Annotated in this window: 26 protein-coding genes and 1 pseudogene; 20 read left to right on the forward strand and 7 right to left on the reverse strand. The window is 70.8% G+C overall.

Translation table 11 applies throughout. The features are described 5' to 3' along the window. The first annotated feature begins 117 nt into the window (after positions 1-117). The 7 genes from ald (at position 118) to AC068D_RS30575 (ending at position 8,012) form a co-directional block, all read left to right on the forward strand. Positions 118-1,233, forward strand: a complete 1,116-nt coding sequence (gene ald, locus AC068D_RS30545) for an alanine dehydrogenase (protein ID WP_478826478.1) — start codon at positions 118-120, stop codon at positions 1,231-1,233. 419 nt (positions 1,234-1,652) lie between these two features. Then, a complete protein-coding gene (locus AC068D_RS30550) occupies positions 1,653-2,792 on the forward strand; it encodes a ParA family protein (protein WP_478826343.1) in 1,140 nt (379 codons plus the stop codon). After that, positions 2,777-3,343, forward strand: coding sequence for a hypothetical protein (locus tag AC068D_RS30555; RefSeq protein ID WP_478826344.1), 567 nt, complete (start codon positions 2,777-2,779; stop codon positions 3,341-3,343). Before AC068D_RS30550 ends, AC068D_RS30555 begins: the two co-directional genes overlap by 16 nt. 380 nt (positions 3,344-3,723) lie before the next feature. Continuing rightward, on the forward strand, positions 3,724-4,848 hold the full coding sequence (locus tag AC068D_RS30560; protein WP_478826345.1) for a segregation and condensation protein A: 1,125 nt from the start codon (positions 3,724-3,726) through the stop codon (positions 4,846-4,848). After that, positions 4,845-5,459, forward strand: coding sequence for an SMC-Scp complex subunit ScpB (scpB, locus tag AC068D_RS30565; RefSeq protein WP_478826346.1), 615 nt, complete (start codon positions 4,845-4,847; stop codon positions 5,457-5,459). Before AC068D_RS30560 ends, scpB begins: the two co-directional genes overlap by 4 nt. Next, positions 5,459-6,514, forward strand: coding sequence for a pseudouridine synthase (locus AC068D_RS30570; protein WP_478826347.1), 1,056 nt, complete (start codon positions 5,459-5,461; stop codon positions 6,512-6,514). The genes scpB and AC068D_RS30570 overlap by 1 nt, the downstream gene beginning before the upstream one ends. 94 nt (positions 6,515-6,608) lie before the next feature. Next, positions 6,609-8,012 carry a DUF7824 domain-containing protein gene (locus tag AC068D_RS30575; protein WP_478826348.1) on the forward strand — a complete coding sequence of 468 codons (1,404 nt, stop codon included), beginning with the start codon at positions 6,609-6,611 and terminating at the stop codon, positions 8,010-8,012. A 71-nt stretch (positions 8,013-8,083) separates the two neighbouring features. On the opposite strand, the gene AC068D_RS30580 is transcribed toward AC068D_RS30575, so the two are convergent. Next, positions 8,084-9,094, reverse strand: coding sequence for a 1-aminocyclopropane-1-carboxylate deaminase/D-cysteine desulfhydrase (locus AC068D_RS30580; RefSeq protein ID WP_478826349.1), 1,011 nt, complete (start codon positions 9,092-9,094; stop codon positions 8,084-8,086). Between the two features lie 197 nt (positions 9,095-9,291). Between AC068D_RS30580 and pnuC the strand changes: the two genes are divergently transcribed. The 6 genes and pseudogenes from pnuC to AC068D_RS30610 form a co-directional block, all read left to right on the forward strand. Continuing rightward, entirely contained in the window at positions 9,292-9,945 is a 654-nt protein-coding gene (pnuC, locus tag AC068D_RS30585) for a nicotinamide riboside transporter PnuC (protein ID WP_478826350.1), read from the forward strand. After that, positions 9,942-11,021, forward strand: a complete 1,080-nt coding sequence (locus tag AC068D_RS30590) for an AAA family ATPase (protein WP_478826351.1) — start codon at positions 9,942-9,944, stop codon at positions 11,019-11,021. Before pnuC ends, AC068D_RS30590 begins: the two co-directional genes overlap by 4 nt. A 5-nt stretch (positions 11,022-11,026) precedes the next feature. Continuing rightward, on the forward strand, positions 11,027-11,767 hold the full coding sequence (locus tag AC068D_RS30595; protein WP_478826352.1) for an NUDIX hydrolase: 741 nt from the start codon (positions 11,027-11,029) through the stop codon (positions 11,765-11,767). After that, positions 11,764-12,786: an ADP-ribosylglycohydrolase family protein gene (locus tag AC068D_RS30600; protein ID WP_478826353.1), complete on the forward strand. Its 1,023-nt coding sequence runs from the start codon at positions 11,764-11,766 to the stop codon at positions 12,784-12,786. The genes AC068D_RS30595 and AC068D_RS30600 overlap by 4 nt, the downstream gene beginning before the upstream one ends. Before the next feature lie 3 nt (positions 12,787-12,789). Next, positions 12,790-13,581: a nucleotidyltransferase domain-containing protein gene (locus AC068D_RS30605; protein WP_478826354.1), complete on the forward strand. Its 792-nt coding sequence runs from the start codon at positions 12,790-12,792 to the stop codon at positions 13,579-13,581. Between the two features lie 139 nt (positions 13,582-13,720). Continuing rightward, a pseudogene (locus tag AC068D_RS30610) lies at positions 13,721-13,997 on the forward strand (DUF4158 domain-containing protein); the annotation flags it as partial. Positions 13,998-14,070: 73 nt separating this feature from the next. On the opposite strand, the gene AC068D_RS30615 reads toward AC068D_RS30610, so the two are convergent. Next, positions 14,071-15,312, reverse strand: coding sequence for an FAD-dependent oxidoreductase (locus AC068D_RS30615; RefSeq protein ID WP_478826355.1), 1,242 nt, complete (start codon positions 15,310-15,312; stop codon positions 14,071-14,073). Between the two features lie 98 nt (positions 15,313-15,410). Between AC068D_RS30615 and AC068D_RS30620 the strand changes: the two genes are divergently transcribed. Continuing rightward, complete coding sequence (locus tag AC068D_RS30620) at positions 15,411-16,427, forward strand: helix-turn-helix transcriptional regulator (RefSeq protein ID WP_478826356.1); 1,017 nt, start codon at positions 15,411-15,413, stop codon at positions 16,425-16,427. A 119-nt stretch (positions 16,428-16,546) separates the two neighbouring features. Here the strand turns inward: AC068D_RS30620 and AC068D_RS30625 are convergent, their stop codons facing one another. From AC068D_RS30625 to AC068D_RS30640, 4 genes are read right to left on the reverse strand one after another with little or no spacing between them, the layout of a single operon-like run. After that, entirely contained in the window at positions 16,547-17,227 is a 681-nt protein-coding gene (locus AC068D_RS30625) for a nucleotidyltransferase domain-containing protein (RefSeq protein WP_478826357.1), read from the reverse strand. 10 nt (positions 17,228-17,237) lie between these two features. After that, positions 17,238-17,717 carry a Rieske (2Fe-2S) protein gene (locus AC068D_RS30630; RefSeq protein WP_478826358.1) on the reverse strand — a complete coding sequence of 160 codons (480 nt, stop codon included), beginning with the start codon at positions 17,715-17,717 and terminating at the stop codon, positions 17,238-17,240. Next, complete coding sequence (locus tag AC068D_RS30635; RefSeq protein WP_478826359.1) at positions 17,714-18,337, reverse strand: DUF6529 family protein; 624 nt, start codon at positions 18,335-18,337, stop codon at positions 17,714-17,716. Before AC068D_RS30635 ends, AC068D_RS30630 begins: the two co-directional genes overlap by 4 nt. An 18-nt stretch (positions 18,338-18,355) precedes the next feature. After that, entirely contained in the window at positions 18,356-19,030 is a 675-nt protein-coding gene (locus AC068D_RS30640; protein WP_478826360.1) for a hypothetical protein, read from the reverse strand. A 165-nt stretch (positions 19,031-19,195) separates the two neighbouring features. Here AC068D_RS30640 and AC068D_RS30645 point away from each other — a divergent pair, with 165 nt between their 5' ends. From AC068D_RS30645 to der, 6 genes are all read left to right on the forward strand, one after another. Further along, positions 19,196-19,654, forward strand: a complete 459-nt coding sequence (locus tag AC068D_RS30645; protein WP_478826361.1) for a YidB family protein — start codon at positions 19,196-19,198, stop codon at positions 19,652-19,654. A gap of 120 nt (positions 19,655-19,774) precedes the next feature. Further along, positions 19,775-20,137: a chorismate mutase gene (gene aroH / locus AC068D_RS30650; RefSeq protein ID WP_478826362.1), complete on the forward strand. Its 363-nt coding sequence runs from the start codon at positions 19,775-19,777 to the stop codon at positions 20,135-20,137. Next, positions 20,134-21,219, forward strand: coding sequence for a prephenate dehydrogenase (locus tag AC068D_RS30655; RefSeq protein ID WP_478826363.1), 1,086 nt, complete (start codon positions 20,134-20,136; stop codon positions 21,217-21,219). The genes aroH and AC068D_RS30655 overlap by 4 nt, the downstream gene beginning before the upstream one ends. Before the next feature lie 234 nt (positions 21,220-21,453). Beyond that, complete coding sequence (gene cmk / locus AC068D_RS30660; RefSeq protein WP_478826364.1) at positions 21,454-22,182, forward strand: (d)CMP kinase; 729 nt, start codon at positions 21,454-21,456, stop codon at positions 22,180-22,182. Then, entirely contained in the window at positions 22,179-22,823 is a 645-nt protein-coding gene (locus tag AC068D_RS30665) for a lysophospholipid acyltransferase family protein (RefSeq protein ID WP_478826365.1), read from the forward strand. Before cmk ends, AC068D_RS30665 begins: the two co-directional genes overlap by 4 nt. A gap of 84 nt (positions 22,824-22,907) precedes the next feature. Further along, positions 22,908-24,356, forward strand: a complete 1,449-nt coding sequence (gene der / locus AC068D_RS30670; protein WP_478826366.1) for a ribosome biogenesis GTPase Der — start codon at positions 22,908-22,910, stop codon at positions 24,354-24,356. A 111-nt stretch (positions 24,357-24,467) separates the two neighbouring features. Here der and AC068D_RS30675 read toward each other — a convergent pair whose 3' ends face one another. Continuing rightward, entirely contained in the window at positions 24,468-24,779 is a 312-nt protein-coding gene (locus AC068D_RS30675) for a hypothetical protein (RefSeq protein ID WP_478826479.1), read from the reverse strand. Positions 24,780-24,839: the final 60 nt, after the last annotated feature.

A 24,839-nucleotide genomic window follows, 5' to 3' on the forward strand; every position in this document is an offset into this window, starting at 1 on the left:
GTCCTTCATTAGACTGGCTCTGCCGGGTCGCCCCCCGGTCTATCCGTTGCGCCGGGCGCATCCGGGTAAGTATGGAATTGCACCAGAAATCCCCCTGAGCCAAGGACCGTGATCGACGTGAAGGTCGGCATCCCCCGCGAGGTCAAGAACAACGAGTTCCGGGTGGCGATCACCCCTGCCGGCGTGCACGAGCTCGTGCGCAACGGCCACCAGGTCTTCATCGAGGCCAACGCAGGTGTCGGCTCCTCGATCACGGACGAGGAGTTCGTCGCCGCCGGTGCGCAGATCCTGCCCACCGCCGACGAGGTCTGGGCGACCGCCGACCTGCTGCTGAAGGTCAAGGAACCCATTGCCGAGGAGTACCACCGGCTCCGCAAGGACCAGACCCTCTTCACCTATCTGCACCTCGCCGCCTCCCGTGAGTGCACCGACGCCCTGCTCGAGTCCGGTACCACCGCGATCGCGTACGAGACCGTCGAGACCGCGAACCGTGCGCTGCCGCTGCTCGCCCCGATGTCCGAGGTCGCGGGCCGGCTGGCCCCCCAGGTCGGTGCGTACCACCTGATGCGCTCGGCCGGCGGCCGTGGCGTCCTGCCCGGCGGTGTCCCGGGCACCCACGCGGGCAGGGCTGTCGTCATCGGTGGCGGTGTCTCCGGCTGGAGCGCCACCCAGATCGCGGTCGGCATGGGCTTCCATGTGACCCTGCTCGACAGGGACATCAACAAGCTGCGCGAGGCCGACAGGATCTTCGGCACCAAGGTGCAGACGATCGCGTCCAACGCCTACGAGCTGGAGAAGGCCGTCATCGAGGCCGACCTCGTCATCGGCGCCGTGCTGATCCCGGGCGCGAAGGCCCCGAAGCTGGTCACCAACGAGCTCGTCGCCAAGATGAAGCCCGGAAGTGTCCTTGTCGACATTGCCATCGACCAGGGCGGTTGCTTCGAGGACTCGCACCCCACCACGCACGCCGAGCCGACCTTCCCGGTCCACAACTCGGTCTTCTACTGCGTCGCCAACATGCCGGGTGCGGTGCCGAACACCTCCACCTACGCGCTCACCAACGCGACGCTGCCGTACATCGTGTCCCTGGCCAACAACGGCTGGGTGGAGGCCCTGCGCCGTGACCCCGCGCTGGCCAAGGGTCTCAACACCCACGACGGCAAGGTCGTCTACAAGGAGGTCGCCGAGGCGCACGGCCTCGAGTCCGTCGAACTGGGCGCGCTGCTCGGCTGACGCGTTCGGCGACGACAAGCGACCAACCAGTCAATACTGGTCGTCAACCTCGCGTATCCGGCCGGACCTTGTCGAGCAAGGTCCGGCCGGACGTGTGTCCGGACACGTCACCGTCCGTGCTCAACTCGCCTCGAACGTAACTCTTTAGCCGTTTCGTACACCCGCGAAACACACGGACCGGCCCCTGCGCGCCCTTGACAGCGGGGTGTTCGGTCGCCGACACATCGGGCCGGGTCCGGCGGATTGTGTTGCTGCGGACCGGTGACACGCCATAGAGTCGCAAACCGTCGGCATGGTGCCACGCTGACGAATCGATAAGTTTCCTGGTCACGTCCAAGGAGGTAAGACGACTTGTGAATGAGTCGACATTTTCTCCCGGGGGTGGTCAAGCAGGCATGCGCCCCCTATGCCCCGAGGGCATGGAGGTACCGCCCGCGCGGGACCACGGTCCTGAGTCCGGGCTCGAAGCTGTCGGCTCTGTCGCTGTCCGAACCTTCGCGACCCACCAGCACATGACGACGACAGCCCACACGATGAAGATGATGGACGGCCAACACGTGAACGCCATGGCCGGCAACGAGAGTGGCCGAGAGTCCACCCACTTCGCCGCCTACGACGAGGTGCCCGAGGGGCACTTCTACGACCCCGACGCCGAGTACGAGCCCGACCCCGAGTACGCGGCCACACTCGCGCCCGATGCGGCCCGCCAGCGCCGTGAGCGGATCGGACCCACAGGGCGGCCGTTGCCGTACTTCCCGATCCCGGGCCCACTGACCGACCACGGTCCCGCCAAGATCATCGCGATGTGCAACCAGAAGGGCGGCGTCGGCAAGACGACGTCGACCATCAACCTGGGCGCGGCACTCGCCGAGTACGGACGGCGTGTCCTGCTCGTCGACTTCGACCCGCAGGGAGCCCTGTCGGTCGGTCTCGGCGTGAACCCGATGGAGCTCGACCTCACGGTCTACAACCTGCTCATGGAGCGGGGCATGTCCGCGGACGAGGTCCTGCTGAAGACCGCCGTGCCCAACATGGACCTGCTGCCGAGCAACATCGACCTCTCCGCGGCCGAGGTCCAGCTCGTGAGCGAGGTCGCGCGCGAGTCGACACTGCAGCGGGCTCTCAAGCCGCTGATGCAGGACTACGACTACATCGTGATCGACTGCCAGCCCTCGCTCGGCCTGCTCACGGTGAACGCCCTGACGGCCGCCCACAAGGTGATCGTGCCGCTGGAGTGCGAGTTCTTCGCCCTGCGCGGTGTGGCGCTGCTGACCGAGACGATCGAGAAGGTCCAGGAGCGGCTCAACCCCGACCTGGAGCTCGACGGCATTCTCGCCACGATGTACGACTCGCGCACCGTCCACAGCCGCGAGGTGCTGGCACGCGTCGTCGAGGCGTTCGACGACCACGTCTACCACACGGTCATCGGGCGCACGGTGCGCTTCCCGGAGACCACGGTCGCGGGTGAGCCCATCACGACGTACGCGTCCAACTCGGTCGGTGCCGCCGCCTATCGTCAGCTCGCCAGGGAGGTGCTCGCCCGGTGTCACGCCGAGTGAGTCTGCCCGGGGCCGACGAGCTGTTCCGTACGACCGGGGGCATGGGGCTGCAGTCGTCGTCCCCGAGGCGGGCGGCGAACGGCGCCGGCCAGGAGGCGAGGGTACCGGTACCCGCCCAGGCTCCCGCTCCGGCGGAGGAGCCGTCCTCCGCCGCTGAGGAGCACTCCCCGGCGGACGAGGCGGAGACCGCCGAGCCGCGGAGCCGGACCGCGGCCACGGAGGCCGATCAGACCGCAGCGGCGAAGGGCCGCGCTGCGGCCGCCCCCGGATCCGGCTCCGCCGCCCCCGCGGCGGCGGCGCCGCGGCGGCGGGGCCGCTCCTCGGCAAGCCGCCGGCCGAGCGGGCGCGAGCGGCACGACGAGAAGATCACGGTCTATGTCTCGGCCGAGGAACTGATGGACCTCGAGCACGCACGTCTCGTGCTCCGCGGAGAGCACGGGCTCGCCGTGGACCGCGGACGCATCGTGCGCGAGGCGGTCGCCGTCGTACTCGCGGACCTGGAGTCCCGGGGCGACGCGAGCATCCTGGTGCGACGGCTTCGCGGCCGCTGACGGGGTAGCCTGCGCGCGCCCCTTCGTTTTCCGCACTCTGGACCACCATGCCCCCCACCGACGACGCCTCCGCCCCCGCCCCGCGTGCCCCCCGTCGCGTGCTGGGCCGCGGCCCGGGCGCGTCCGGGCCGCGTTCCGACGGCCTGCCCCCGGTGCCCGAGGTGCCCCCCGGCGCGGCGCCCGGGACGGCGGAGTCCCTTGGCCCCGGCCCCACGCCCTCGGCGCTCACGGACACCGGGACATCCGGCCCAGGAGACGTCGAGGCCGGCCCCCACCCGTCCCCCGCCGCGCAGCGACCGGCCCTCCCGGCGCAGGACACGAGCCCCGCCCGGGTGAGCGCAGCCGCGACGGACGTGGACGTGTGCGGGAGCCCCGGACACGTGGAGACGCACGACGCGTCCCTGCACCTCGCGCGGACAGGGGAGGAATCCCCGTCCCTGCTGCGTGGAACGCCGGAGTCCGTTGGCCCGACAGGGCGGTCGGCCTCCGCGAGGCCCGGCGATCCCAGCCCCGTCGCCGTCGAGATGGCCACGGACGCAGGAGCCCCCGCCGCCCGGCCGACGGCCCGGCCGGGCGAATCGGCCGGCTCCGGTGCCGGAGCGGACACGGCCACGGCCACGGCGGACGGCACCGCGCCGGTGCGGGACCCGGAGCACGTGGCCCCCGGAGGCACGTCCCCGGAAGATCCCACCCCGGCCGACGACGGACGCTTCACCGTGCGGCTGGCGAACTTCGAGGGGCCCTTCGATCTCCTCCTGCAACTGATCTCCAAGCACAAGCTGGACGTGACCGAGGTCGCCCTGTCCAAGGTCACCGACGAGTTCATGGCACACATCAGGGCCATGGGACCCGACTGGGACCTCGACCAGACCACGGAGTTCCTCGTCGTCGCCGCGACGCTGCTCGATCTGAAGGCCGCCCGTCTCCTGCCCGCCGCCGAGGTGGAGGACGAGGCGGACCTCGCACTGCTGGAGGCGCGGGACCTGCTGTTCGCGCGACTGCTGCAGTACCGCGCCTACAAGCAGATCGCGGAGATCTTCAGCAGCCGCCTCGACGAGGAGGCCCGACGCCACCCCCGCACCGTCGGGCTCGAGGACCACCACGCGGAGCTGCTCCCCGAGGTCGTCATCAGCATCGGCGCCGAAGGCTTCGCCAGGCTCGCCGTCAAGGCGATGCAGCCGAAGCCGAAGCCGCAGGTGTACGTGGACCACATCCACGCACCGCTCGTCAGCGTGCGCGAGCAGGCCGAGGTGGTCGTGGGCATGCTGCGCGAGCGCGGGCGGGTCAGCTTCCGAGAGCTGACCGAGGGCGTCGACGACACCCTCACCGTCGTCGCCCGCTTCCTCGCCCTCCTCGAGCTCTACCGTGAGAAGGCGGTCGCCCTCGACCAGGAGGACGCCCTGGGGGAGCTGGTCATCACCTGGGCCGCGGGCGATGCCGTCGCCCAGGTGAGGGTGACCGATGAATTCGACCGAGCCCCCGAGAACCCGGAGGAGAAGCCATGAGTGACCTCAAGCCCGCCCTTGAAGCCGTCCTCATGGTCGTCGACGAGCCGGCCACCGAGGAACACCTCGCCAAGGTCCTGGAGCGGCCCCGCAGGGAGGTGGCCGACACCCTGCGCGAGCTCGCCGACGAGTACACGGTCCAGGGCCGGGGCTTCGAGCTCCGCCTCGTCGCGGGCGGGTGGCGCTTCTACACCCGCCCCGAGCACGCGGAGGCCGTCGAGCGCTTCGTCCTCGACGGGCAGCAGGCCCGGCTCACCCAGGCTGCCCTGGAGACGCTCGCGGTGGTCGCGTACCGCCAGCCCGTCAGCCGTTCCCGGGTCTCGGCCGTGCGCGGAGTGAACTGCGACGGCGTCATGCGCACCCTCCTCCAGCGCGGTCTCGTCGAGGAGGCGGGCGCGGAACCCGAAACAGGTGCGATCCTGTACAGGACGACGAACTACTTTCTGGAGCGGATGGGCCTGCGGGGTCTGGAGGAGCTCCCGGAGCTGGCACCGTTCCTCCCCGAGGCGGACGCGATCGAGGCCGAGACCCAGGAAGGAGTCCCGTCGTTCGATCCGGACGCTCCGGACACAGACGATGACAGACATCCGAACAATCCAACGGAACTTTGATGCGAAGCAGCGGCAGGAACAGCAGCGGACGCGGCAACTACCGGGGTGCCGGTAACTCTCGCGACGACAAGCAGAAGCGCGCGGGCAAGCCCCGTCCCGAGGAGCGCCGCTACGACGTCGGGGGTTCGGCGGCCGACGGGCCGAAGAAGGGCCGGGGTGCGGCTGCCCGCGGCGGCGCCAAGGGCGGCCCGAAGCAGTCTCCGCAGCGTGGCGGAGGCCGCACCGCCCCGGCCCGCTCCCGCGAGTACGACGCCCGCACCGAGGAGCGCAACCGCGAGCGCTACGCGAACAAGCCCCAGATCAAGACGCCCAAGACCTTCCCGGGAGCGGAGCAGGAGGGCGAACGGCTGCAGAAGGTGCTCGCCCGCGCGGGCGTGGGCTCGCGCCGCGCCTGCGAGGAGCTGATCGACGCCGGCCGTGTCGAGGTCAACGGCAAGATCGTGATCGAGCAGGGAGTCCGCGTCGACCCGGAGTCGGACGAGATCAAGGTCGACGGCCTGACCGTCGCCACCCAGTCGTACCTGTTCTTCGCGCTCAACAAGCCCGCCGGTGTCGTCTCCACCATGGAGGACCCCGACGGCCGCCAGTGCCTCGGTGACTACGTCACCAACCGCGAGACCCGGCTCTTCCACGTCGGCCGCCTCGACACCGAGACCGAAGGCATCATCCTGCTCACCAACCACGGCGAGCTGGCCCACCGTCTCACCCACCCCAAGTACGGCGTCAAGAAGACCTATCTCGCCGCGATCCAGGGACCGCTTCCCCGCGAGGTCGGCAAGCGCCTCAAGGACGGCATCCCGCTCGAGGACGGGTACGCACGCGCCGATCACTTCCGGGTCGTCGAGCAGACCGGCAAGAACTACCTCGTCGAGGTCACGCTCCACGAAGGCCGCAAGCACATCGTGCGCCGGATGCTCGCCGAGGCGGGCTTCCCCGTCGACAAGCTCGTACGCACGTCCTTCGGCCCGATCGCGCTGGGCGACCAGAAGTCGGGCTGGCTGCGCCGGCTGACCAACACCGAGGTCGGCATGCTGATGAAGGAAGTCGGCCTCTGACAGTCGCCCTGCGGCGGGCACGGGTGGGGCGGCTCGCGAGGCCCAACACCGCCTCCGGGAACCGTTGTCGGCGCCGCGGGCTAGCCTTCGGCACATGATCGAGGGGAAGTCCACAGCATTGCCGCTCGGCGAACTCGCCGAGGAGGTCGCGGAACTGCTCCGCCGGGGCGACCCGGGCGTCGCGACGTTCGAGCGGCTGCTCAACTCCGTGGTGGTCTGGTCGTATCGCGACCGGGACCGGCTTGCCCGCGCCCTCGGACCCGTTCTCGGGGAGCTCGGCGGGAGGGCCGGCCGGAGCCCGACCGGCGGACGCCTCCTGCGCGCCGTGGTGTCCTGCGCCGTGGAGCCCGTGCAGGCCGACGGGCCCGGCGAGGACGGCGAGCGGGGCTGGCTCGAGCTGTGCCTGCACCAGGCCGTGGCCTACATCGTCGGCGCGCGGATGAGCGAGATCTGCGGCAGGCTGCGGGCCGGCGATCCCGTCCCGTTCCTGCTGTCGGAACCGAGCCGGCCGGGCGGGGCCGTGGAGGCGTACGACCTCGTCGCCCGTCTCATCGAGTACGAGCGCGCGGGAGCGCGTCCCGGTCCGACGGACCTGGGCCTGGCGCTGCTGCGCTGCGGAGGCGGTCCGCCCGGGCCCGAAGTGCTGCGGGCGGCGGAGGCCCTGGAGCTTCCCGAGGGGCCTCGGGTCGTCGCCTGGCTGCGGCAGGGCGGACTGCCACACCCGGCGTGGTCGCGGGAACGGGAGGCCGGCGAGCCGGAGCGGCCCAGCAGGCGCTGGGGTGCCCGCAGAGGACGGCGCATCCTCGTGGGGACGGAGGCCATCGAGGGGCGCGGTGAGTTCCCCAGACGTTTCTGGTCGCTGTTCCGGAGGTTCGAGCCGCACATCGGCTGTGCGCATGGGGGCCTGTCGGGCCGTGACGCGTACGAGGTCTCGGTGCTGCCGTGGCACCCCGAGATCGTGGCGGCCCGGCACTTGGCCGAGGTCGCCTCGGTCGCCGACCGGAACGGTTGCGGTGCACCGCAGTTCCTCCCCGAGCTGGCCATGAGCGAGGGCCCGGCCGGGCCTGCCGTGCATCTGGCCGTGGCCTATGGACTCGCCGCGGAGCCGGAGGGCGACCGGCTGGCCGCCGCACGCGCGTTGGGGCTGCTCGCCGACCGGGGCCGGCTGGACGGTGCGCTGCTCGGCCGTGAGATCGGTGAGCTGGTGGGTCTGGGGACTCTGAAGGTGCCGCTGCTGGCCGACTCGCTCCGTGCGGCGGCCGCGGCGCCGGGTGGCACCGGCCCGGTCTGGGAGGTCATGGCCGCCGCACTTCCCGGGCTTCTGACCCACACCAGCCCTCAGCGGCACGGCGCGCTGCTGGCCATCGGCGCGGACTGCGCACAGGGATCGGGTGCGCGGGGTGACGTGCCCGAGGTGACCGCGATCGCCGAGCGGGCCGGGTCGTCCCAACTGATCAAGCAGGCCCGGCGGTTGCGGGACGCCCTGGCGGGTGTCTGACACCGGGGTGCGCGGGTGTCCGACACCCGGGTGCGGAAGCAGCAAGCGCCGTGCGTCGCCCGGGCCTGGGCTCAGACGACGTCCCGGGGCCCGTGGGTCTGGAGGAACAGCACGGGTCCGCTGCCGAGGCGGCCCTCGGCCGCCAAGTCGAGCAGGGCGCCCAGGGCCTTCGCCGTGTAGACCGGTTCAAGCTCCAACTGGCCGGTGCCGGCAGCAAGGTGCTGTGCCTCCAGTGCCCTGCGCGTCGCGTGTCCGTATCCGGGTCCCAGCCAGTCCCGCACCATCGTCACATCGTCCGGCGCGATCCGCACGGGAGGGATGTCCGCTCCCCGCTCGCGCAGCAGCCGTTCGGTTCTTCCGGCCAGGGCGGCGACGGCGTCCGCGTCGAGCCGCAGTGTGTCGTTGACGACGACCCCGACGACCCGTGTGCGCTCCAGTCCGGCCAGCCGGAGGCCGAGCGCGAGTCCCGCGGCCGTTCCGCCCGAGCCGACCGCGGTGACCACATGGGCGGGCTCGGGGAGCGCCTGGGCGGCTATCTGGTCCGCGAGTTCGAGGGCCGCCTCGACGTAACCGAGCGTACCCACCGGCGCGGAACCGCCTGCCGGGAGGAAGTACGGCAGCCGTCCGCGTGCCGTATGGCGCAGGAAGAGCCACGGGGCGGCGGCGATCGTCCGGGGCTTCGTACGGGTGAAGTGGAGGGTGGCGCCCGACCGCCGGAGCCGCTCGATCTGTTTGCGGACGTGGTCGTCGACCGGCTGGTCGATCAGCGCGAGGGCGGTCCGCAGGCCCTGGTCCCGTGCGTAGAGGGCGGTGGCCAGGCCCCAGTTCGTGCCGAGACCGCCCACCGTGAGGATCGTGCCCGCCCCGCTACGCCGTACATCGGGAAGGATCCACTCCAGTTTGCGGACCTTGTTGCCGCCCCATCCTCCCGAGCCGAATCCGCTCTCGTCCTTGCACCAGAGCGGGACTCCTCGCGTGAGCCCCGGCAACTCGCGCACCGGCGTCGGCCCGTCGCCGAGCGCCAGGTGCGGCAGCGACGCGGTCAGCCCGGGAAAGCGCCTGTGCAGCACGGGCCTGCTCATTCCGGATCCCTTCCAGGAGCTCGAACAAGAACCATGGCTGCCGGGAGCGAAGGACGCCGTCCCGCACCCTGCGGCACGTCAGCCTACTCATGGCGGCATCCGCGATGGTTCCGGCGGCGGCCGGCGGCTCTTCCGCGCTTGTCCCGCCCGCCCCTTCGCCTTTATAGTCAGAGTGACTCTTAAGAAGGGGGCGGGGCGTGAGCCTGGCAGACGTACTCCAACCACTGCAGCGGCCGCTGTTCACGCTGCTCGACACACCGGTCAGCTGGACCGAAGTCCTCGGATTCGGCAGCGGTGCGCTGTGCGTCTGGCTCGTGGCCCGTCAGCACATCGCCAACTGGCCCGTCGGCATCGCCAACAACGCCCTCTTCGTCCTGCTGTTCGCCCAGGCCGGCCTGTACGCCGACGCGGCGCTGCAGGTCGTCTTCATCACCCTCGCCGTGTACGGCTGGTGGACCTGGACCCACGGGGGTGGACCAGGCTCCGACGCCCTCCCGGTGCGCCGTACCACGCGCATCGAGTGGACTTGGCTGCTCGCGGCGGGGGTGGTGGGGACCCTCGGGCTGACCCTGCTGCTGCACCACGCCACCGACTCGACGGTCCCCTTCTGGGACGCGCTGACCACCTCTCTGTCCCTCATGGCGACATACGGGCAGTGCCGCAAGCGTCTGGAGTCGTGGTGGCTGTGGATCGCGGCCGACATCGTCTACGTACCGCTGTACGCCCACAAGGGGCTCTACCTCACGTCGCTGCTGTACGTGGGCTTCATGGCCCTCTGCGTACAGGGCCTGCGCAACTGGACGTGCGACCGGTCCGCGCGCGAACGACAGCTGGTGGAGGCGACGGCATGAAGCGCTACCGGCACGGCCTCGTACTGGGCAAGTTCTACCCGCCGCACGCCGGCCACCACCACCTCGTACGCACCGCCGCCGACCGCTGCGACCGGCTCACCGTGCTCGTCTGTGCCGCGTCCGTCGAGTCGATCCCGCTCGACGAGCGCATGGCGTGGATGAGTGAAGTGCACCCCGGCGTACGGGTGGTGGGCGCCATCGACGACATCCCCGTGGACCTGACCGACCCGGCGGTCTGGGACGCCCACATGGAGGTGTTCCGCGCGGCGGTCCCGGAGCGGGTGAACGCCGTCTTCACCTCGGAGGCGTACGGGGACGAACTCGCCCGCCGCTTCCGCGCCGACTCCGTCTGCGTGGACCCCGGCCGTACCGTCTTCCCGGTCTCCGGCACCGCCGTGCGCAAGGACCCCGTCGGCTGCTGGGACTTCCTGGAGCCGCCCGTGCGTGCCGCACTCGCCCGCCGCGTCGTTGTGATCGGCGCCGAGTCGACCGGCACCACCACCCTGGCCACGGCACTCGCCGAACACTTCCGCGGACGCGGCGGAGTCTGGTCGCGCACCGGCTGCGTACCCGAGTACGGCAGGGAGTTCAGCGAGCGCATGCTGGCCCGGCTGCGTGCCGTGCGGCCCGGTGCCGGCTGGTCCGACGTGCGGTTCTCCACCGACGACTTTCCGGTGATCGCCGCACGGCAGACCGAACGGGAGGACGCCGCGGCGCGCATCGGCTCACCCGTGCTGATCTGCGACACCGACGCCTTTGCGACGACCATCTGGCACGAGAGATACCTGGGCGGGCCCAACGACGAGGTCGCGGAGATCGCGGCGCGCGGCCGCGGTGATCTGTGGCTGCTCACCGACCACCGGGCCGTACCGTTCGAGGACGACGGGCTGCGCGACGGCGAGCACCTGCGACCCTGGATGACCGCACGCTTCGCCGCCCAGCTCGCCCGTACCGGACGGAGGTTCATCACGCTGAGCGGCCCGCACGAACAACGGCTGTCCCGGGCCGTCGCAGCAGTCGACGCCCTGCTCGCCGAGGGCTGGCACTTCGCCGACCCCCTTCCCGAGAGGCGGTGAGCGACATGTCCGAGAGCGACGACCCCGTCGGCTACGACCCCCGCGCCTTCCCTCCCTTCGCGGTCACCGTCGACCTCGCCGTCTTCACGGTTCGCGACGGCGAGCTGCATGTGCTGCTCATCGAACGGGGCCAGGAGCCGTACAAGGGCGCATGGGCGCTGCCCGGCGGATTCGTGCTGCCGAGGGAGTCCGCGGGCCAGGCCGCGCGCCGCGAACTCGCCGAGGAGACCGGCCTGTCGGCGAGCACGGCCGCCGCGCTCCACCTGGAGCAGCTGCGTACCTACAGCGACCCGGACCGTGACCCCCGGATGCGGGTCGTGTCCGTCGCGTACACCGCGCTGATACCGGACCTGCCGGAGCCGCACGGCGGCGGTGACGCCGCGCACGCCCAGTGGATGCCCCACGGCAGTCACGGCCGGCTCGCCTTCGACCACGACCGCATCCTCGCCGACGCCCACGAACGGATCGGGGCCAAACTCGAGTACACCTGCCTCGCCACCGCCTTCTGCCCGGCCGAGTTCACGCTCGGCGAGCTGCGGCAGGTGTACGAGACGGTCTGGGGCGTCGAGCTGGACCGCCCCAACTTCCGGCGCAAGGTCCTCACCACGCCCGGCTTCGTCGAGGCGATGGCGGGAGCCGCGCGCCTGACCGGCGGCCGGGGGAAACCGGCCGCGCTCTACCGTGCGGGGCCGGCGAACGCCCTGCATCCTCCCCTCCTGCGACCGGAAGGACGGCGCCCGACATGACCGCCACGAGGACCGCCACCAAGCAGGCCGCCACCGGCACCCTGACCGGACTGGCGCTCGGTGACGCGCTCGGCTTCCCCACCGAATTCAACGATGTGCCGTCGATCCTGGCCAAGTTCGGGCCGTGGCGCGAGATGCCGCTGCCCAAGCCTGCGATCGTCACCGACGACACCCAGATGACCCTCGCCCTCGCGCGCGGGATACGTACCGCGATGGACCGCGGACTGCTCGCGCCGCTGCGGCTGACGCGCCCGGTGCGCGAGGAGTTCGTGGACTGGTACCACTCCCCGGAGAACAACCGCGCCCCCGGCCGCACGTGCTTGGTCGCCTGCCACAAGCTCGACAGCGACATGCCGTGGCAGGAGGCCAGCCAGATCGGCTCCAAGGGCTGTGGCGCCAATATGCGCGTCGCACCGGTCGGGCTCGTGCCCGGGCTCAGCGAAGGACAGCGTGCGGGCGCGGCTCAGCTCCAGGCCGCGCTCACCCACGGCCACCCCACGGCGCTGGCCGCGTCCGACCTCACGGCCCGTGCCGTGTTCCTGCTCGCCCAGGGCACGGAGCCACTGGGTCTGGTCGGCCGGCTGCGCTCGTACGCCTACGAGAACCGCTCCCGCTACCACCACCGCTGGCTCGGCGACCTGTGGACGTACGCGCACGACGCCACGCCCGAGGACTTCATCGAGCGCGGCTGGGACGAGTGCCTGCGGGCCCTGGAACGACTGGCCGCCGCGCAGCGCGACGCGGACCCGGAGAACGACCCCTGCCTCGCGACCGGCGACGGCTGGATCGCCGAGGAGGCCCTGGCGACGGCGCTGCACTGTTTCCTTCTCTTCCCCGAGCAGCCCCTCCTGGCCCTGCGGCGCGCCGCGTGCACCCGCGGCGACTCCGACTCGATCGCCTGCCTCGCCGGCGCCTTCGCGGGGGCGCACCTGGGGGCGCGTGCCTGGCCCAAGGAATGGGCGGAACGGATCGAGTACCGGAGCGAGCTGCTGACGCTGGGGGCTCTCTGGGATGCTTGATCCGTGCTGGATGCCCTGAGTACCGACCTCTCGCCCGTCGTCGCCGAACAGCCCGATCCGTTGCTGTTCGCGACCGTCTCCGGTGCGCACCTTTACGGATTCCCCTCGCGGGACTCCGACGTGGACCTGCGGGGGGTCCATGTGCTCCCGGTGGAGCGGCTCATCGGGCTGGACGAACCGGAGGAGACCCGGTCCCGGATGTGGGACCGGGACGGCACCGAGATGGACCTGGTCACGCACGATGTGCGGAAGTTCGTCCGGCTGATGCTGCGGCGCAACGGGTACGTGCTGGAGCAGCTGCTGTCGCCGCTGGTGGTGCACACGACGCCGGAGCACGCGGAGCTGGTGGCGCTGGCTCCGGGAGTACTCACCCGGCACCATGCACACCACTACCGCGGGTTCGCGAACACACAGTGGCGGCTGTTCATGAAGACCGGGGAAATGAAGCCGGTGCTCTATGCGTTCCGAGCGCTGCTGACCGGAATACATCTGATGCGGGCGCAGCAGGTCCAGGCCCATCTGCCGACCCTGCTGGAAGAGGTTCAGGCACCGGCGTACCTGCCCGAGCTGATCGAGGCGAAGACCGCGGCGGAGCACGGCCTGGCCCAGGGAATGGACGCCGAGGCCGTCCGTGCGGACTTCGAGGAGCTGCACGGCGTACTCGACTCTGCCTGTGCCGACTCGCAGCTGCCGCTGGAACCGGGAGTGCGCGAAGAACTGCACGACTTCGTCGTGCGGGTGCGCCTGGCGTCACCGGATGCCGTGCCTGCCGCGCGCGGCCCGGAGCCGCGCTGACCCTCACCGGCCTCGGGAAACATCGTTACAGCCGTTGGCGCTGAGAACGATCACGGTCGGCCGGCACAGTGATCGTCTGCGCTACTCGGGTTCCCTGAAGGATCGTTGATCCCGGGTGGATCCTGGCTACGGTTCGGGCATGCCGGTGGAGTACTCACTGATGAGCGGGCTGAGGCGTACGGGAAGTTCGCCGAGGAGCCCACGCGTCCGGAGCTGGAGCGGTTCTTCTTCCTGGACGACGTGGACCGCGGCCTGATCGCGTTACGGCGTACCCAGCATCACCCATGGGGCTTGCCCTCCAGATGTGCACAGTCCGCTACGTGGGGCTGTTCCTGGAGGACTCCCTCACGGTGCCGTGGCCGGTGGTCGAGCACCTGGCTGCGCAGCTCGGCGTCGAGGACCCGTCGTGTGTGCGTGACCCGGGCGCGGTGGAGCCGGCCGACGATGACGACGGACCCGAGGACGAGCGCGCGGCTCACCCGACATTGATCATCGATGACGCAGCCGGGCGGCAGCGGCCAGGATCGGGGTGGTCACGGCGGTAGCGGCGGCGCCGACTGTGGTGTCGGTGGCCAGGATCAAGCGGACCGTTCTCATGGCAAGGGTGAGGACCTCGCTGCCGCGCCGGCGCATCCCCGCCTCGAATTGCCTCACGGCCTCGGCTGTCGTCGTATCGCCGTCATTGACGTCGCCCAGGTGCTGAAGCAGGGCGGCAGCATCGCGGATTGCCGCGCCGGCCCCCATTCCGGCGGTGGGTGGTGTCGCGTGGACGGCGTCGCCAAGCGCGGTGATGCGGCCCGCAGGCCATGGCGCGAGCTCGGTGGCGCGGGTCGAGGCGGCATTGAAGCGGTACGCGGCCACGCTGTGCGGGTCGGCGCGGGCGATGACTTCAAGCGTGTGCTCGGCCCAGCCCTGCTCGCGGAACCGTCCGAGCAGCGCGGCCTGCAACTCGCCGTCGCGCAGTTCGCGTAGGGAGTCGGTCGCGGGGGATTCGGGGAACATGGCGCCCCAGATGTAGGTGGGACCGGTGGTGACGGACATCCGCAGCTCGGGGGCGTCGAGCGTGGCGTTGCCGACCGGGTCGAGGAAGCCGACGTACAGCGCTGCACCCCGTGGGCCGATCGCCAGCCCTGATCGTGGTCCGAGCCGTTGCTGTTCACCGGGACTCAAATCCGTGCGGAGGGTACGGCCGGAGAACCCGATGATGCCCGCCGGGCTGTTGGTCCGGCCTCCCGCCAGGTGCTGGGCAACCAGGGAGTGGGTGCCGTCCGCGCCCACCACCAGATCCGCCGGGACAGGTGCGGCGTCGGCGAACAGCACTCGGGGTGCGCCGTCGTCGCCCTGGCCGACTTCGGACACCGTCCGACCCAGATGCAGGTCATCGCCGACCTCCTCGGCCAGCAGCATGCGCAGAGTGATGCGATCGACATCGATGCCGGAATCGCCGCTGAGATCCGGCCCGCGGCCGAGCAGTCGGCCGTGACGGTCCCAGAACGCGTCGCGGTCGCGCAGCCGCAGCGCGGACGCCGACGCCAGCAGCCGCTGCATGATCTCCGGCGCCACCAACCCACGCAGCGCCGACTGGGCCCGCTCGTCCAGGGTGATGTGGTAACCGCCTGTCGCCGCCACGTCGGTGTCGCGGTCGAACACCGCCACCTCGAACCCTCTGCGGCGCAACCCCGCCCCCAGTGCGAGTCCACCGATCCCGCCACCGACCACGACAACACGCATACCTGTCCGTCCTTTTCCCTCACTGTTTGCCTGCACGGGCACTCAACAGTGACACCGGTAGTGGACACGGAGTGGCCACTACCGGGGATGATGGAACGATGGCGGACACCTCACGACGGGCCTTGCGACTCCTGTCCCTGTTCGGATCGCGCCGCTTGTGGCCCCTGCGCGAGTTCGCCACCGCGCTCGGGGTCAGCGAGCGCACCGTCCGCCGTGACATCGAGACCCTGCGCCAGCTCGGATACCCGATCACCACCGTCCACGGGCCCGATGGCGGTTATCAGCTCGGCGCAGGGCACACCCTCCCGCCGCTGGTGTTCGACCACGATCAGGCCCTTGCGGTCGCGGTGGCCCTGCAAACCGCGCCCAGCACGGTGTTCGGCCTGAGAGACGACGCAGCGCGGGCGCTGGTCACCCTGGAACAGGCCATGCCCGCCGCGCTGCGGGAATCGATGAAATCCCTACGCCTGACCAGGTTGCAGAACTACTGGGAGTTCCCCACACCCCCCATCGAAACGACCGCGCTCACCGCCGTCGGGGCCGCGGTGCGCCACCGCCACGTACTCGTCACCGAAACGCTGCGCCCCGACGGCTCACGCCCCGAAACCGGCGACGACGACTTCCTGCCCGCCCGCCGCATCGAGCCCCACCATCTGGTCGTCTGGGCCGGCCGCTGGTACCTGGTCGCCTACGACCTCGGAGACCACCAGTGGCGAGTGCACCGTGTCGACCGGCTCCGCCCCCGCCCCACGACACACCGCTTCGGTCCGCGCCAGCCTCCCTACGACGACCTCGCTCAGTTCGTCATGAGCAGTCACGATCGCGGCGACACCCCCGCCGCCTGGGAGTGCACCGGCAAAGCCCGACTCAACTTGCCGGCCGGCATCGTCGCCCGCTGGGCACCAAGCGGCTCGGTCGTCGAACACCTCGATACCGAGCACTGCCGCCTCACCCTCGGCGCCTGGTCCTGGGCCGGCATCGCCGGGATCCTCGCCACCTTCGATGCCGAACTCACCGATCTCCGCCCGCCCGAACTCGCACACGCGTGCCACCGGCTAGCCTCCCGATTGGCCATCGCCGCGGACATCGGAGGAAACCGTAGCCCTCTCTCATGAACGACCATCTGTGAGGGTTCTGCTCCTCACGGGCCCGCTCACCGGCCTCCACGACCCCAACAAGGGCGTCCCCGGTCCGGGGATCGCGGAGAAGCTGTACCGATGTTCCCCAAGGCCGCTCACATGGCGGACGCCCGACGGGCGCGGATGAGGAAATCCTCGACGCGGGCGCGGTCCGGGTCCTCGGGGAGCGGCGTCCGCGCAGCGGCCGTGTCCGCCTCCTCGGCCAGCCGGATCATCCAGGACTCGACCTCGGACCAGGGGACCTCGCCGCGCTTGACGGCCAGCAGGCGCTCGCGATCGTCGCCCACGTCGATGACCAGCCGGCCGGTGCGGAGCAGATCCCGGCAGCTCCCCAGCAGCCGCAGCAGATGCATGGCGTGCTTCCAGCGCGGTGCCCCGTGCTGCCGTACGTCTGCCTCCAGCTTGCGGCGCTGTCCGTCCGCGTAGCGTACGAACGTCACATGGGCCTGGCGCGACAGGAACGCTCCGCGCAGGGCGAGCAGTTCGCGACCGGTGTCGTCGACATGCTCGACGAGAGGGGAGTGGAGACACTCCAGGATGTTCGGATTGGCCCGCAGCGCCAGCTCGCAGAAACGCTCCAGTTCCCAGCTGAACTGCTCGTCGGCAGGCCCTTCCAGATGGGTCGGGGGCTTGTCGAAGCGCCAGTACAGCGGGGTGGGCGCCAGATAGACCCCGCGGCGGTCCGTGTCGCTGTCCTCCGTCGCCAGTCCGAAGGCCCGGGAGCCCATCACACAGGAGTAGATCGTGTGATCGCGTACGAGTGCCTCGGGAGTCATGCGCGACAGGCTACGTGAGGCGGATCTGCTCCCCGGAAACGGTGATCTTCTTCGCTTCCAGTGGCCGCTGTGCCGGACCGCGCGCCACCGAGCCGTCCTCGATACGGAACTTGCTTCCGTGGCAGGGGCAGTCGATGGTGCCGTTCTCGACTTTGTCGACCGTGCATCCCTGGTGGGTGCAGATCGCCGTGAACGCCTTGAAGTCGCCCCGCGTCGGCTGGGTCACCACGACCTTCTGCTCCTCGAAGACCTTTCCGCCGCCCTCCGGCACCTCGGAGGTGGTGCCCAGCGGCTCACCGGCGGGGGGCTGAGCGCTGCCGTTCTCCTGGGCGGGGGACGAGCCGGGCGAGGTCGGTGCCGGCTCGAACGACTCACCACCACCGCTCTCGTCCCCGTACTTGGTGCAGCCGGCTGCCGCCAGGACGGCGGCGCCGCCGGTCACCAGAACCGTACGGCGGGTGGTGCCCTTACTGCTCGCGCGGTCACTCATGTCGTCACTCCGAACGTGCGGAAGAACCAGAGCGCCGAGGTCAGCCAGACCAAGGTGAGCGTGACGAAAACCAGCCCGCCGACAAGCGGCATCAGCCACCCCGGCAGTCGCTCCATGCGCAACAGCAACATCTTTGCGCTGAATGCCCCGAAAAAGAAGCAGCCGAGGAACGAGTGCCATGCCGCCCGCGCGGTGGTCGTCTCATAGCCGAGCGCATACAGGCAGTGCACGGCCACGGGCACGCTGAGCAGAAACGCGACCCGTCCCGACCAGCGGTGCAGCACGGGCGTCCAGGGAGGAGCGGTCCGTACGCCCGGCATCTGCCCGTACATCGTGAGCGCGGTGAAGAGCTGCACGAGGGCGAACAGCAGGGCGCCCGTGGCCAGCCAGGACTTCACTGCGCTCGGGCTGGTGAAACCCGCCAGATTGAACGCGGTGGCGGACGGGTCGTGCACCTTCCCGTACACCCCGAGGATGACCGCGACGGCCGCTGCGACCAGGGCGGGAAGGAGGAAGCGCACAGCCCCGGAGCCGGTGACCCCGGGCGGGGACGAGGACGGGGGCGGTGGCGGCGGAGGTGGCGGGAAGTCTCCGCTCCGCGCATTCGGGTCCACACTCATGACGCACCTCGGGGACGCTCAGGGGACGACGGGGCGGGCGGTCAGCTCGGTGCCGTCCACGGTGACGGCACCCGTGGCCGGGTCGATCGGGGGAGCGGCGGCGGGCTTGCCGTCTCGGCTGACGATGCCGACCTGGCGGCCGTCCTGCGTGATGATCCAGCCGCCCCTGAGCTCGGCGCCACGCACCTGGGCGGTGGCGCGGTACAGCCCTGACGGCTTGACCGCCTTGTCGGCGGTGAACGGCCAGTTGCGGTCGCCGATCTGCACCGTTCCGGTGACCTTGCCCCCGGTCAGGACGGCGTCCAGCTTCGCGTTGGTCTCGCTGCTGCTCAGATGCATGTCCCCGTCGTCCTCCACCGGCCCGCGCATCCATGCCTCCTGGGTGCGGCCGTCGCAGAAGTACGCGACGGCCTTGTCGCCGCGGAGCGAGATGGCGACGGACGCGCTGTCGTCGGTCGTGCGGCCCGCGTACTCGGTCTGCGGCTGGGCGGCCGCGGTGGTGGCCGCGGGCGGCGGGGTCGGCGTCGGGGAGGGGGACACGGGCGGACTCGGACGCGCACTCGGCGCCGCACTGGTGGCCGGACGCTGACGCGATGTGGGCGCGGGCTCACCTGTGGTGGCGTTGAGCGAGAGCATGAACAGACCGAGCGCCAGCCCGACGAACAAGGTGATCAGTGGTCCTGGGTGCTTCATCGACCCCTCCCGCAGGGATGGCGGGCAGTGAGAACTCCATGCAAACGGACGTGACGCGATGTGTCCACCGGTCGACGCTCCGTAGTGGTCCAGGTGGCGGCAGCGCCGAGTGTGGGTGACATTGACCGTGATCCCCCCTTTTTCCACTCCGCGAAAGGCAGGACCATGGCGGGAAACGATCTCGGCAGTCTTCTGGGCAGTCTCCTCGGCGGCGGGCAGAGCGGCGGCCAGACCGGCGGTCAGAGCAGTGCCGGAAACATCCTGGGCGCGCTTCTCGGCGCCTTCAGTGGCAACGGAGCCAAGGGCGCGAGCAGCGGCGCGGGAGCGAACGGCGGTAACCCGCTCGCCGGACTGATGGACATGCTGACCAAGTCCGGTCTCGTCGAGCAGGCCCAGTCCTGGATCGGCACAGGCGAGAACAAGCCGGTCAGCGGCGCACAGATCACCGAGGCGCTGCCGGACAAGACCCTGGAGAAGGTCGCACAGGAGACGGGAGTGTCGACGCAGCAGGCGGCCGACGAGATTGCCCAGTCCCTGCCGAAGGCCGTCGACAGGCTGACGCCGAACGGACAGCTCCCGAAGAGCGGCTCCCTGGAGGAGCTGATCAAGGCCCAGCGGATCTGATCGTATTCCGCGCGCCGTCCGCGGCGGCCGTCCCCGTGTCTCGGTGGGCGGTCGCCGCGCTGGTACGTCCGGGCGGCTGACTACGCTGGCCGGAGCTGTTGCCGAGTGAAGGAGCGTGACGTGGCGGTACGAGCCGTCCGGGGGGCCGTCCAGTTGGAACGGGACGATGCCGGACACATGGACGAGCAGGTCAGCGTGCTGCTCACCGCCATCATGGAGCGCAACGGGCTCACCGCGGACGACCTGATCAGCATCTGGTTCACGGCCACGCCGGATCTGCGCAGCGACTTCCCGGCCGCGGCCGCGCGCGGGCTCGGCATCGTCGACGTACCGCTCATCTGCGCCCAGGAACTGGACATCGAGGGGGCCATGCCCCGGGTCGTGCGGATCCTCGCGCACATCGAGTCCGACAAGCCCAGGTCCCAGATCGCGCATGTGTACCTCGGTGCCGCGGCCGCCCTGCGCAAGGACATCGCCCAGTGAGGACCGCGATCGTCATCGGAACCGGGCTGATCGGCACCTCCGCCGCACTGGCCCTCGCCGGGCGGGGCGTCACCGTCCACCTCCAGGACCACGACCCGGCGCAGGCGAGGACCGCGGCCGCGCTCGGCGCGGGTACGGACGAGGCACTCGAGGGGCGTGCCGACCTCGCGATCGTGGCCGTGCCGCCGGCGTTCGTGCCCGTCGCGCTCGCCGACGCCATGCGTGCCGGGATCGCGCGCGGCTATCTCGACGTGGCCAGCGTGAAGGGCGGACCGCGGCGGGAGCTCGAAGCCCTCGGTGTGGACATGTCCGCGTACATCGGTACGCACCCCATGTCCGGCAAGGAGCGTTCGGGCCCGCTCGCCGCGACCGCCGACCTCTTCGAAGGCCGGCCATGGGTGCTCACACCGACCCGGGACACCGACACCGAGGTGCTGAACCTGGCGCTCGAGCTGGTCGCGCTGTGCCGGGCGGTTCCGGTGGTGATGGACGCCGATGCCCACGACCGGGCCGTCGCGCTGGTCTCCCACACCCCGCAGCTGATCTCGTCGATGGTGGCGGCGCGGCTGGCGGACGCGGACGAGACGGCGGTACGGCTCTGCGGGCAGGGCATCCGCGACGTCACCCGTATCGCGGCATCGGATCCGCGGATGTGGGTCGACATCCTCTCCGCGAACCCGGGTCCGGTCGCCGACGTCCTCGCAGGTGTGGCGGCCGACCTCGACGAGACGGTCCGTGCCCTGCGGTCTCTCCAGTCCTCGGACGAGGACAAGCGCCGCGACGGCACCGCCGGCGTCGAGGACGTTCTGCGCCGCGGCAACGCGGGCCGCGATCGCGTTCCCGGCAAGCACGGCGCGGCTCCGGCCACGTACGAGATCGTCGCCGTGCTCATCAGCGACCAGCCCGGCGAACTGGCCCGCATCTTCGCGGACGCGGGTCGCGCGGGCGTCAATATCGAGGACGTCCGCATCGAGCACGCCACGGGCCAGCAGGCGGGTCTGGTCCAGCTCATGGTGGAGCCGACCGCCGCGACGGTCCTGAGCACCGCACTGCGGGAGCGGGGCTGGGCCCTTCGGCAGTAGCGGGGCCGCGCCCCGCCCGTCCCGAGGCTCGGTTCGCCGCCGGTAGGGCACACCGCACCGGCGGTGTGCCGCTCGGGGGGCGGGGCCCCTCGGCTCGGTCGCCGGAACTGCCCCCGCCGGGCGCCGCCCGGCGGGGTCTCGGGGCCCGTCCGTGAAAGCGGTGCACGGGCCCTCTGCCGCACTCGGTAACCTTGTCCGGGGCACCTTGGCATTCCGGCCTGCCCGTAGACGCGTATGAGGAAGGTCTCCGACACCGTGGAATCCGTGATCGTCGCCATCGACGGCCCCTCTGGCACGGGCAAGTCGAGCACCTCCAAGGCGGTCGCCGCAGAGCTGGGGCTGAGCTACCTGGACACAGGCGCGCAGTACCGGGCGATCACCTGGTGGATGCTGAGCAACGGGGTCGACATCGCCGACCCGGCCGCGATCGCGAACGCCTCGGGCAAGCCCGTGATCGAGTCCGGTACCGACCCGCTCGCACCGACGATCACCGTCGATGGCCTGGACGCCTCAGGTCCGATCCGTACCCAGGAGGTGACCTCCAAGGTCAGCGCGGTCAGCGCGGTCCCGGAGGTACGTGCCCGGATCACCGAGCTGCAGCGGAACATCGCCACGGCCGCGGAGAAGGGGATCGTCGTCGAGGGCCGTGACATCGGTACGACCGTGCTGCCCGACGCCGATCTGAAGATCTTCCTGACCGCGTCCCCGGAGGCCCGCGCCGCCCGCCGCAGCGGGGAGCTGAAGGGCAAGGAGGCGGCCGACCTCGCCAGCACCCGCGAGGCGCTGATCAAGCGGGACGCCGCCGACTCCAGCCGGAAGACCTCCCCGCTCGCCAAGGCGGGCGACGCCGTCGAGGTCGACACCACCGAGCTCACCCTCCGGCAGGTCATCGAGTGCGTCGTGACCCTGGTCGAGGAGCGGCGGAGCACGGCCGGACACGAGGAGAAGCGGGCCGCGAAGTGACCGTTCCGTCCGCGAAGGGCGCCGCCGTCGGCCGGCGGATCGGCATCGGTCTGATGCACGGGCTGTGGCGGCCCCGCATCTTCGGCGCCTGGCGGGTACCGGCCGCCGGCCCGGTGATCCTCGCCGTCAATCACGCGCACAACATCGACGGGCCCATGCTCATGGGCACGTCCCCCCGGCCGGTTCACTTCCTGATCAAGAAAGAGGCCTTCATCGGTCCCCTCGGCTCGTTCCTCACCGGAATCGGGCAGCTCAAGGTGGACCGCACGAGCGCCGACCGCGCAGCCATCACCCATGCCCTCGGCGTGCTCGAGAACGGCGGCGTCCTCGGCATCTTTCCCGAGGGCACCCGGGGCGAAGGCGACTTCACCTCGATCCGCGCCGGCCTCGCCTACTTCGCCGTACGCTCCGGAGCCCGGATCGTCCCGGTCGCCGTGCTGGGAAGCAGTGAGCGGGGCGGACGGCTGATACGTGCGCTGCCTCCGCTGCGCAGCCGTGTCGACATCGTCTTCGGAGATGCTTTCATCGCGGGCGACGGCACCGGCCGTCGCACGCGCGCCGCGCTCGACGAGGCGACCGTACACATCCAGGAGCGGCTCACCGCCCACCTGGAAAACGCCAGGCGCCTCACCGGGCGCTGAGCGAGACTTCAAGTAGTGAGCCCCCGGGCCGCGGGCCTGCCGGGCGCTCACCGATCACCACGGAAGATCAAGGAAACGGACTTCATGAACGACCAGCACGACCACGGGGCACTCGGCGACACCGAGTACACGGAGTTCATGGAGCTCGCCGCCGAGGAGGGCTTCGACCTCGAGGACGTCGAGGGCGCGATCGAGGAGGCCGGTCACGGCCCGCTCCCCGTCCTCGCTGTCGTCGGACGTCCGAACGTCGGCAAGTCGACCCTGGTCAACCGCATCATCGGCCGCCGCGAGGCCGTCGTCGAGGACAAGCCGGGCGTCACCCGCGACCGTGTCACCTACGAGGCCGAGTGGGCCGGCCGCCGCTTCAAGGTCGTCGACACCGGCGGCTGGGAGCAGGACGTCCTCGGCATCGACGCCTCCGTCGCCGCCCAGGCCGAGTTCGCGATCGAGGCCGCCGACGCGGTGGTCTTCGTCGTCGACGCGACCGTCGGCGCCACCGACACCGACGAAGCCGTCGTCAAGCTTCTGCGTCGCGCCGGGAAGCCCGTCGTCCTCGCCGCCAACAAGGTCGACGGCCCGTCCGCCGAGGCCGATGCCGCGATGCTCTGGTCGCTCGGGCTCGGTGAGCCGTACCCGGTCTCGGCGCTGCACGGCCGCGGTACCGGTGACCTCCTCGACGAGGTGCTGAAGGCTCTCCCCGAGGCCCCTGCGCAGACCTTCGGCGCCGCCGTCGGCGGCCCGCGCCGCATCGCGCTCATCGGCCGCCCGAACGTCGGCAAGTCGTCCCTGCTGAACAAGGTCGCCGGCGAGGAGCGGGTCGTCGTCAACGAAATGGCCGGCACCACCCGGGACCCGGTCGACGAGCTCATCGAACTCGGCGGCACCACCTGGAAGTTCGTCGACACCGCCGGTATCCGCAAGAAGGTCCACCTCCAGGAGGGCGCGGACTACTACGCGTCGCTGCGCACCGCCGCCGCCGTCGAGAAGGCCGAGGTGGCCGTCGTACTGATCGACACGAGCGAGTCCATCTCCGTCCAGGACCAGCGCATCATCACGATGGCCGTCGAGGCGGGCCGTGCCCTCGTGATCGCGTACAACAAGTGGGACACCCTCGACGAGGAGCGTCGCTACTACCTGGAGCGCGAGATCGAGACGGAGATGCAGCAGGTCTCCTGGGCGCCCCGGGTCAATGTCTCGGCCTCGACCGGCCGGCACATGGACAAGCTGGTCCCGGCGATCGAGACGGCCCTGGAAGGGTGGGAGACCCGCGTCCCGACCGGCCGCCTCAACGCCTTCCTCGGTGAGCTCGTCGCCGCCCACCCGCACCCCATCCGCGGCGGCAAGCAGCCGCGGATCCTGTTCGGTACGCAGGCGGGCACCAAGCCCCCGCGCTTCGTGCTCTTCGCGTCCGGCTTCCTGGAGCACGGGTACCGGCGCTTCGTCGAGCGGCGGCTGCGCGAGGAGTTCGGCTTCGAGGGGACACCCATCCACATCTCGGTGCGGGTTCGGGAGAAGCGCGGCCGGAAGAAGTAGCCCACGGGGCAGGAGGAAGCCGCGGACCCGACGGCCCGCGGTGACCCGCGACAACGACCGAGTGGCCGGGGCGACAGACGCCCCGGCCACTTCGGATGATGTCCGCGGCGGTCAGAGCCCCCTGCGGGGCGCCGGCGGCAGCGCCGCAGGGGCTGCGTGATGCTGCCCGGTGCGCCGCCGGACGCCGGCCTGCCAGATGCTCAGATCCCCACTGAATCCCGAGCTGAAGCCTGAGCCGAATCCGGTGTGGCTGCTGTGGGGACCGGATCCGAAGCCCTTGAAGCCGAGATCCTCCTCGCCGCTCCGGTCCCCGGGCAGTGCCCGGAACGCCCTCCGGTACTCGGAGTACAAGGCGTCGTAGATCGGGGTGGCCGAGGGGATGTGGCTCGGGTACGGCTCGTGGAGGGGGTCGTATGTGTGCACGTATGAGCCAACGACCTTCATGCCCGTCGGATGCGGGCCGGTCCGGGAAATCGCAGTTCG

This window comes from Streptomyces sp. NPDC043861 (assembly GCF_056435905.1).

Bases quoted from the DNA above. Each gene is read 5' to 3' on its own strand.
- AC068D_RS30570 (WP_478826347.1), top strand. From the start codon at position 5,459: ATGCGAAGCAGCGGCAGGAACAGCAGCGGACGCGGCAACTACCGGGGT.
- der (WP_478826366.1), top strand. From the start codon at position 22,908: ATGAACGACCAGCACGACCACGGGGCACTCGGCGACACCGAGTACACG.
- AC068D_RS30635 (WP_478826359.1), bottom strand. From the start codon at position 18,337: ATGAGTGTGGACCCGAATGCGCGGAGCGGAGACTTCCCGCCACCTCCG.
- AC068D_RS30550 (WP_478826343.1), top strand. From the start codon at position 1,653: ATGGAGGTACCGCCCGCGCGGGACCACGGTCCTGAGTCCGGGCTCGAA.
- AC068D_RS30600 (WP_478826353.1), top strand. From the start codon at position 11,764: ATGACCGCCACGAGGACCGCCACCAAGCAGGCCGCCACCGGCACCCTG.
- cmk (WP_478826364.1), top strand. From the start codon at position 21,454: ATGAGGAAGGTCTCCGACACCGTGGAATCCGTGATCGTCGCCATCGAC.
- AC068D_RS30575 (WP_478826348.1), top strand. From the start codon at position 6,609: ATGATCGAGGGGAAGTCCACAGCATTGCCGCTCGGCGAACTCGCCGAG.
- AC068D_RS30640 (WP_478826360.1), bottom strand. From the start codon at position 19,030: ATGAAGCACCCAGGACCACTGATCACCTTGTTCGTCGGGCTGGCGCTC.
- AC068D_RS30645 (WP_478826361.1), top strand. From the start codon at position 19,196: ATGGCGGGAAACGATCTCGGCAGTCTTCTGGGCAGTCTCCTCGGCGGC.
- AC068D_RS30595 (WP_478826352.1), top strand. From the start codon at position 11,027: ATGTCCGAGAGCGACGACCCCGTCGGCTACGACCCCCGCGCCTTCCCT.
- AC068D_RS30615 (WP_478826355.1), bottom strand. From the start codon at position 15,312: ATGCGTGTTGTCGTGGTCGGTGGCGGGATCGGTGGACTCGCACTGGGG.
- scpB (WP_478826346.1), top strand. From the start codon at position 4,845: ATGAGTGACCTCAAGCCCGCCCTTGAAGCCGTCCTCATGGTCGTCGAC.
- AC068D_RS30580 (WP_478826349.1), bottom strand. From the start codon at position 9,094: ATGAGCAGGCCCGTGCTGCACAGGCGCTTTCCCGGGCTGACCGCGTCG.
- AC068D_RS30620 (WP_478826356.1), top strand. From the start codon at position 15,411: ATGGCGGACACCTCACGACGGGCCTTGCGACTCCTGTCCCTGTTCGGA.
- AC068D_RS30625 (WP_478826357.1), bottom strand. From the start codon at position 17,227: ATGACTCCCGAGGCACTCGTACGCGATCACACGATCTACTCCTGTGTG.
- AC068D_RS30590 (WP_478826351.1), top strand. From the start codon at position 9,942: ATGAAGCGCTACCGGCACGGCCTCGTACTGGGCAAGTTCTACCCGCCG.
- AC068D_RS30630 (WP_478826358.1), bottom strand. From the start codon at position 17,717: ATGAGTGACCGCGCGAGCAGTAAGGGCACCACCCGCCGTACGGTTCTG.